This window comes from Bartonella sp. CL434QHHD (assembly GCF_042195145.1).
GTDB lineage: Bacteria > Pseudomonadota > Alphaproteobacteria > Rhizobiales > Rhizobiaceae > Bartonella.
The window spans coordinates 1-6,062 of sequence record NZ_JBHINT010000018.1; the positions used below are offsets into that span (position 1 = coordinate 1).

Sequence of the window (6,062 nt, forward strand, 5' to 3'; positions counted from 1 at the left end):
CTTTCACATACGATGATGGCGGCGTATATGAGAAAAAATAAAATTGAAGCTTGCCCCCATGGTTTTCGCTCTAGTTTACGCAATTGGCTAGCAGAAACAACCGATGCCCCCTATGAGGTCGCTGAAACTATTCTAAGTCATACAGTAGGAGGACAAGTAGAGCGCTCCTATCGTCGTACTGACTATCTAGAACAGCGCCGTGTCTATATGGATAAATGGGCGGCTTATGTCACGGGTCAAACCTAAAATATGGGGTGAATAACCCCATTATCTGTGGATAACTTTAGCTCTCTTCTCTCTCATTCTTTCTCAATAAGACTCATAACGTATCACATCAGAAATTGTATAATAAAATATTGTTTTCTATGAATAAAACATCTTTCTAAATGAACCAAAATGTGGTTAATAAATAGTTATGATTTGTTACCATTTTTTGATAGAAAGGATTTTAGTATGACAGAAAATGATATTCTTTTGACAGACCGTGAAAGTGCAAAATTGCTTCATATGAGTGTCTCAACATTCCGCCGTCATGTTACCAATGGCTCTCTCCCAAAACCTTTAAAATTTGGCTTTTTATCCCGTTGGTTACAATCAGATCTTTTGAATGTCATCGAGCAAGCAAAACAGCAACGTCAAAGTGACGCGGCATAAAAAAACCTTGTCGCGTAAGGACGGACAAGGCTTTCTCAAACTCATCACCCTAGAGATAGCACAATCCGTCCTATGACGCAACGTTATAGGATTTAAAATGATGTGTTCTTTTAAGAATGCGCAAGGTATCACACGTGCCTTGCGTGGTACTTGGCATGGGCGTTATGGAACAGCCCGTTGCCCTGCTCATGATGATAGGCTGCCTCAGCTTATCCCTTGCCAATGGACATGATGGGCGTCTTTTACTCTATTGTTATGCTGGCTGCTCTTTTAGAGAGATCATACAAGCGCTCATTAGAATTGGCTTGCTTGGAAAACAAGCCTTTTTTGATAAAGCTTATGATCAGACGCTCTCTTTCTCAAAACAGTTTTGTGCTGATCTCAAACGAGCAAAACAGAAAGCAGAGAGAGCAAAAGCAATTTGGCAACAAAGCCAACCAATCAAAAATACTTTAGCAGAAACCTATTTACGTATGCGGGGTATTACATGTGATTTGCCTACTGATTTACGCTTTTACGACAAATGTCCACACCCCTCTGGGGGTACACTGCCCGCGTTAGTGGCTCTTGTTAAGGGTGCTGGTTCCTTTGCCATTCATAGAACCTTTTTACAAGCCAATGGCTGCAAAACAGACCAAAAACCAGCAAAAGCCATGTTGGGATCTGTAACAGGTGGTGCTGTGCATTTAAGTCAAGGCAATCCCAAACATCTGGTCATTTGTGAGGGCATTGAAACCGGTCTGGCTCTTTTGTCTGGGTTGTTATCAGAGCCCGTTGATTTATGGGCTTCTCTTTCAACCAGTGGCATGATGCGTGTGAATTTACCCCATACAAAAGGGCATCTCACCATTGCAATGGACGGCGATGATGCGGGTCGTAAAGCAGGTTTTAACCTCGCTGCGCGTGCCTATAGCCATGGCTTTGAGGTCTTTATGATGCAAGCTCCAAAAGGAACTGATTTTAATAACGTATTACTTTCTTAAAAGAGGGAAACTATGAAAGATAGTAATTTACAAAACAATAATGAAAATACTCCCATCAATGATAACGATAATGTCTCTTTAAACGAAAATACTTGTTTAAAAGCCATTTCTTATGAACAAGCCTTGCAACAAAATGGTTGGGGGCAATTACAACCGATTGCTACGGCTCTCTTACCCGTCGAGCCTTTTAAAATATTCCTGCTTCCAACACCATTAATAAACTATGTTTATGACGTTGCTGATATTCAACAATCTTCTATCGATTTTGTTGCTGTTTCTACTTTATGTGGATTGTCTGCTGTCATTGGAAATGGCGTGCGAGTTTCTCCAAAACAACATGCCAATTGGAAAATTGTTCCTAATCTCTGGGGTGCCATTGTGGGGGAACCTTCAACTATGAAAACAGATACCATGGAAGCTGCTTTAGCACCTCTTGATGTTTTTCAAGAGGAATGGCATCAAGAATGGTTAAAGAAGAAAAAACAGCAAGAAACAAAAGATATTCTTATTGAATTAGACAAAAGAGAAAAGAAAAAACAAGCCTACAAAGCACTCAAAGATCAAGACGAGGAACAAGCCCTTGCTCTTCTTTCTCAATCTCTTGAACATAAAGAAAGTGAGGAAGATGACACGCTTAATAAACGACGTCTTATTGTCAACGATGTGACCGTCGAAAAGCTTGGGGAATTGTTAAAAGAAAACCCCCGTGGTTTATTGTTGGTTCGTGATGAATTATCTGGTTTTTTATCCGATTTGGAACGGAAGGAATATCAATCAGACCGTTCTTTTTATCTAACAGCTTTTAATGGCAAAAAATCATACACCTATGACCGTATAGGACGTGGAACCATTTTTATTCCCAATGCAACCATTTCCATTATTGGGGGCATTCAACCTTCACGGATTATTCCCATTATTCAAGCAATGCACCATGGAACAAATAATGACGGCTTATTGCAACGATTTCAAATGCTGGTGTGGCCCGATGAACGAAAAGAGCGGTTATGGGTTGATAGACCTCCCAATCAAAAGGCATGGGAAAGTTATCAAGGAATTTTTCGTTCTCTTTATGATAAACCATTAGGATCACCAAAACACCCTATTACCATACGCTTTTCTGCTGAAGCTCAAGAAATGTTTCGTGTATGGTGGGAAAATTTTCAAAGAACAATCAAAGGAGGTCATTTCTCATCAAGTTTACAAGCGCATCTTTTGAAAATGAATAAAACCATACCAACCCTTGCATTGATTTTTGAATTGAGTGAAGGGGGGCGTTTTGAAATCAATAGAGATGCCCTTGAGAGAGCCTTATATTGGGAAGAATATCTGATAAGCCATGCAAAACGTCTTTATGCGGCGAATGATACATTAACAGCAGAGCGTGCAAAATTAATTGTAGAGCGCTGTGATCTTTTACCCAATGTTTTTACGGCAAGAGATATCTATAGACGGTGTTGGAGATCTTTAAAAGACAATGGAGCCGTTAAGCAAGCTTTAGAGCTTTTATGTCGTTGTAACTATATTCGTGAATTTCCTATAGAGGGGAATGAATTAGGTCGGCGTCCTGATAGACGGTATGAATGGCATCCTTTGGTTAAAAACAACAGCATAAAACAATAAAAAAATCTCTTTTGAAGTCTTTAAGACAACCACGCAAAACTCTTTTTATGGCATTCTCATCAAGGAACTTTTTTCCAAAAGCAAATGATCTGAGTGACCTTATCAGAAGAGTTTTGTCAGTCTTGTCAGTTCTTTTTAGAACCTATATTATTTTTTTAAAATGAGAGAAAATTAAAAACATTATATTTCAATATGTTAGAATTTTAACGATACAACCTATATCGATAATACAACCTTAAATACAATCAATAATATATATTTGTCAGTTTGTGTCTGTAAATTGAACTAACAAACTAGATTATTTTAGTGACTCATAAAATCTATCAAAATAATCATTATGATATTTTAAAAGCACATGCTTCATTTGTCTTTTTCCATAAAATAAACAGCAAATTTCACTATTTTGCTGATCTGATCTCTCTCATGGGCTGCGGATAAACAGCATTTAAAAAACTTTTGAAAAAATTATCGGCTTTTTTAGCATTTTTCTGCATTTTTTCTCAATTCATTCAAAATGGATTTAATAAGCTTCGTTTTAATTCTTTTGAAGAGACTTAAACCCCTTATACGAAAACGGAGCTCTGTTGTAACAGGGCGTGAACTGGATCATTTGCACGTGAATTATGAAACTGTAAAACCTTATCGCGTAACCTTTAAAAAAGGTAATCCAAAAGTTACAGAGATCTCTAATCCAGAAAAATTCTATTACGTGACTGAAATGAAATTAGCAAAAGCAGGTAAAGAGAAAGATAAAACCACTGTTATTTATAATAACAATATCACAATAACAGATATCCCTCTTGACGCTTGTGAGTATATCGTTAATGGTAAATCCGCTCTTGAATGGGTTATGGGGCGTCAATGTGTTAAGACTGATAAAAAGAGTGGCATTGTTAATGATGCCAATCGTTATGCTGTTGAAACCATTGGCAACCCTGCCTACCCTCTAGAGTTATTTCAGAGGGTTATTACCATAAGTTTAGAGACAATGAAAATCGTTAAGAACTTACCAAAATTAGAAATTAGAGAAACTGAATAGACTTGGCTTGCTAAACTCACAAAGGGGTATAGAATCTTATAACCATAATCTATACCTCTTTTGTTAAGTTGATTAGATACAATCCTAATATGCGTTATTCTAAAAATAAGGCTTTGTACTTTTAAACACTCTTATTGGGATTGCTTTAAGACTTTTAAGAAACCCACTCTTAAATAGAATTAGATTTTTTTACATCGCCTTTAAAAGATTATACCGTAATCTAAAATGATAGCTTTATTAACATCGACCTTGTGGCTAAAATTCGTGATTATGCTGCTATTTTCCTAACTCTACTTTGGGACTATAAGCCCCTCTTTGGCTAGTTTTTCAACAGTTGTTTCAGCAACGCTTACTATGAGATTAGAAAATGATGCAAAAGCATTTCCATCGCTATAGCCTTTTGCTAGCCATATGGTTTCTTTGTTTTTTGTATGGTGAATAAGATAAACACTAACACTTATGGCGGGCTTACTAATATTATATCCACCGGTCACATAACCTGGTGTCGTCTCAGTTTCTATGGTAGCAAAGTTTCCAAATCCCGAAATAGTACTTGTAGAGGTTCCCGGATGATACGTTGGCGGGATATATGTCTGCGATATAGCACGATTATCAACGCTAACTATTAGGAGTGCATCTGCGCCTTTATTTGTTATAATTTCCTCTTTCTCGTTATAGGAATAATTACGAGTTAGAGGGAAAAGTTCTAATCCTCTCAATATCTGTACATTGTATTTAACAAGCGATTTCTCAAAGGTGTCTTCAAGTGCTTTTTGCTCAGAAATAGACATGCCAACACCTCCTATGACCATCTTTTTCGTTTGAAATCGTCCCTTGTAGTTTGGATCAACAATTCCGTTCAAATGTGTTATAGGACCACAAGCTGTGAGTATTAACAAACAAAGTAAAATAAAAAACTTCATCATCATAAACCTTTGATTAATGCAAAAGTCTAATAATGTATTTATAATTCAAATTAAAGATACGATTTGAACTTTTAAATAATTTTTTTAGATTGTTTTGCAAAATTTAAGAAATCCACTCTTAAAGTGAATTAGATTTTTTTACATTGCCTTTAAGAGATTATACCGTAATCTAAAATGAGTGCTTTATTGTTATCAAAAGCTTTGTTTAAAGAGAGTTATGTATATTCATTTTGCTTATAGGTTTTGAAGGTGTAAAAACCGTCAAAACCCCCTCAAAACGTATATTATTAGTTGAATTTATAGGTTGTGTTATCAATATGGGTTGTTTTTTAAAGGTCTGTAAAATCTTAACATATTGAAAAATAACGTTTTTACTTTTTATCGTTTTTTTACATAATAGCAGCAACCCTCAAAACTCAAAACCCCTTCAAAACTCATAACCATAAGGATCTTGATAGCATTTATTATGATTATAATCCCTTTCTTTTGAAAGGCTTTAAAAGATCACATACTCTCATAAGACATGTTTTAATCATTTACTAAATGATCACTTTTGTCGATTCAATGTACTGACATAAACTGACAAATATATATTTACAGTTGTATTTATTTGTTATGGCTGTTTTAATAAGTTGTATTTTGAAAAATTGATAAAACTTAACTTATTGAAATATAATGATTTTAATTTTCTCTCATTTAAAAAAAATGATATAGGTTCTAAAAAGAACTGACAAGACTGACAAAAGTTTATTAAAAGGAATTTTGCTCATCTCTATAATGATCAGTTTCTATTGAGATGTTTTCATAAGTGTTTTCATAACGGTCTATAAATCACAATTA

The 6,062-nt window shown here is 35.6% G+C and carries 3 protein-coding genes and 3 pseudogenes; 5 read left to right on the top strand and 1 reads right to left on the bottom strand.

The annotated features are described in order from the left end of the window. The 5 genes and pseudogenes from ACFILN_RS03660 to ACFILN_RS03680 all read left to right on the top strand — a co-directional run. Window positions 1-246, top strand: a pseudogene (locus ACFILN_RS03660) (integrase); the annotation flags it as partial. A gap of 207 nt (window positions 247-453) precedes the next feature. Further along, on the top strand, window positions 454-654 hold the full coding sequence (locus ACFILN_RS03665; protein ID WP_007347209.1) for an AlpA family transcriptional regulator: 201 nt from the start codon (window positions 454-456) through the stop codon (window positions 652-654). A 97-nt stretch (window positions 655-751) separates the two neighbouring features. Next, a pseudogene (locus tag ACFILN_RS03670) lies at window positions 752-1,637 on the top strand (toprim domain-containing protein). Between the two features lie 12 nt (window positions 1,638-1,649). Next, window positions 1,650-3,257, top strand: coding sequence for a YfjI family protein (locus ACFILN_RS03675; RefSeq protein ID WP_375670885.1), 1,608 nt, complete (start codon window positions 1,650-1,652; stop codon window positions 3,255-3,257). Between the two features lie 583 nt (window positions 3,258-3,840). Continuing rightward, a pseudogene (locus tag ACFILN_RS03680) lies at window positions 3,841-4,296 on the top strand (type ISP restriction/modification enzyme); the annotation flags it as partial. A 290-nt stretch (window positions 4,297-4,586) separates the two neighbouring features. Here the strand turns inward: ACFILN_RS03680 and ACFILN_RS03685 are convergent. Then, on the bottom strand, window positions 4,587-5,087 hold the full coding sequence (locus ACFILN_RS03685; protein ID WP_375664293.1) for a hypothetical protein: 501 nt from the start codon (window positions 5,085-5,087) through the stop codon (window positions 4,587-4,589). Window positions 5,088-6,062: the final 975 nt, after the last annotated feature.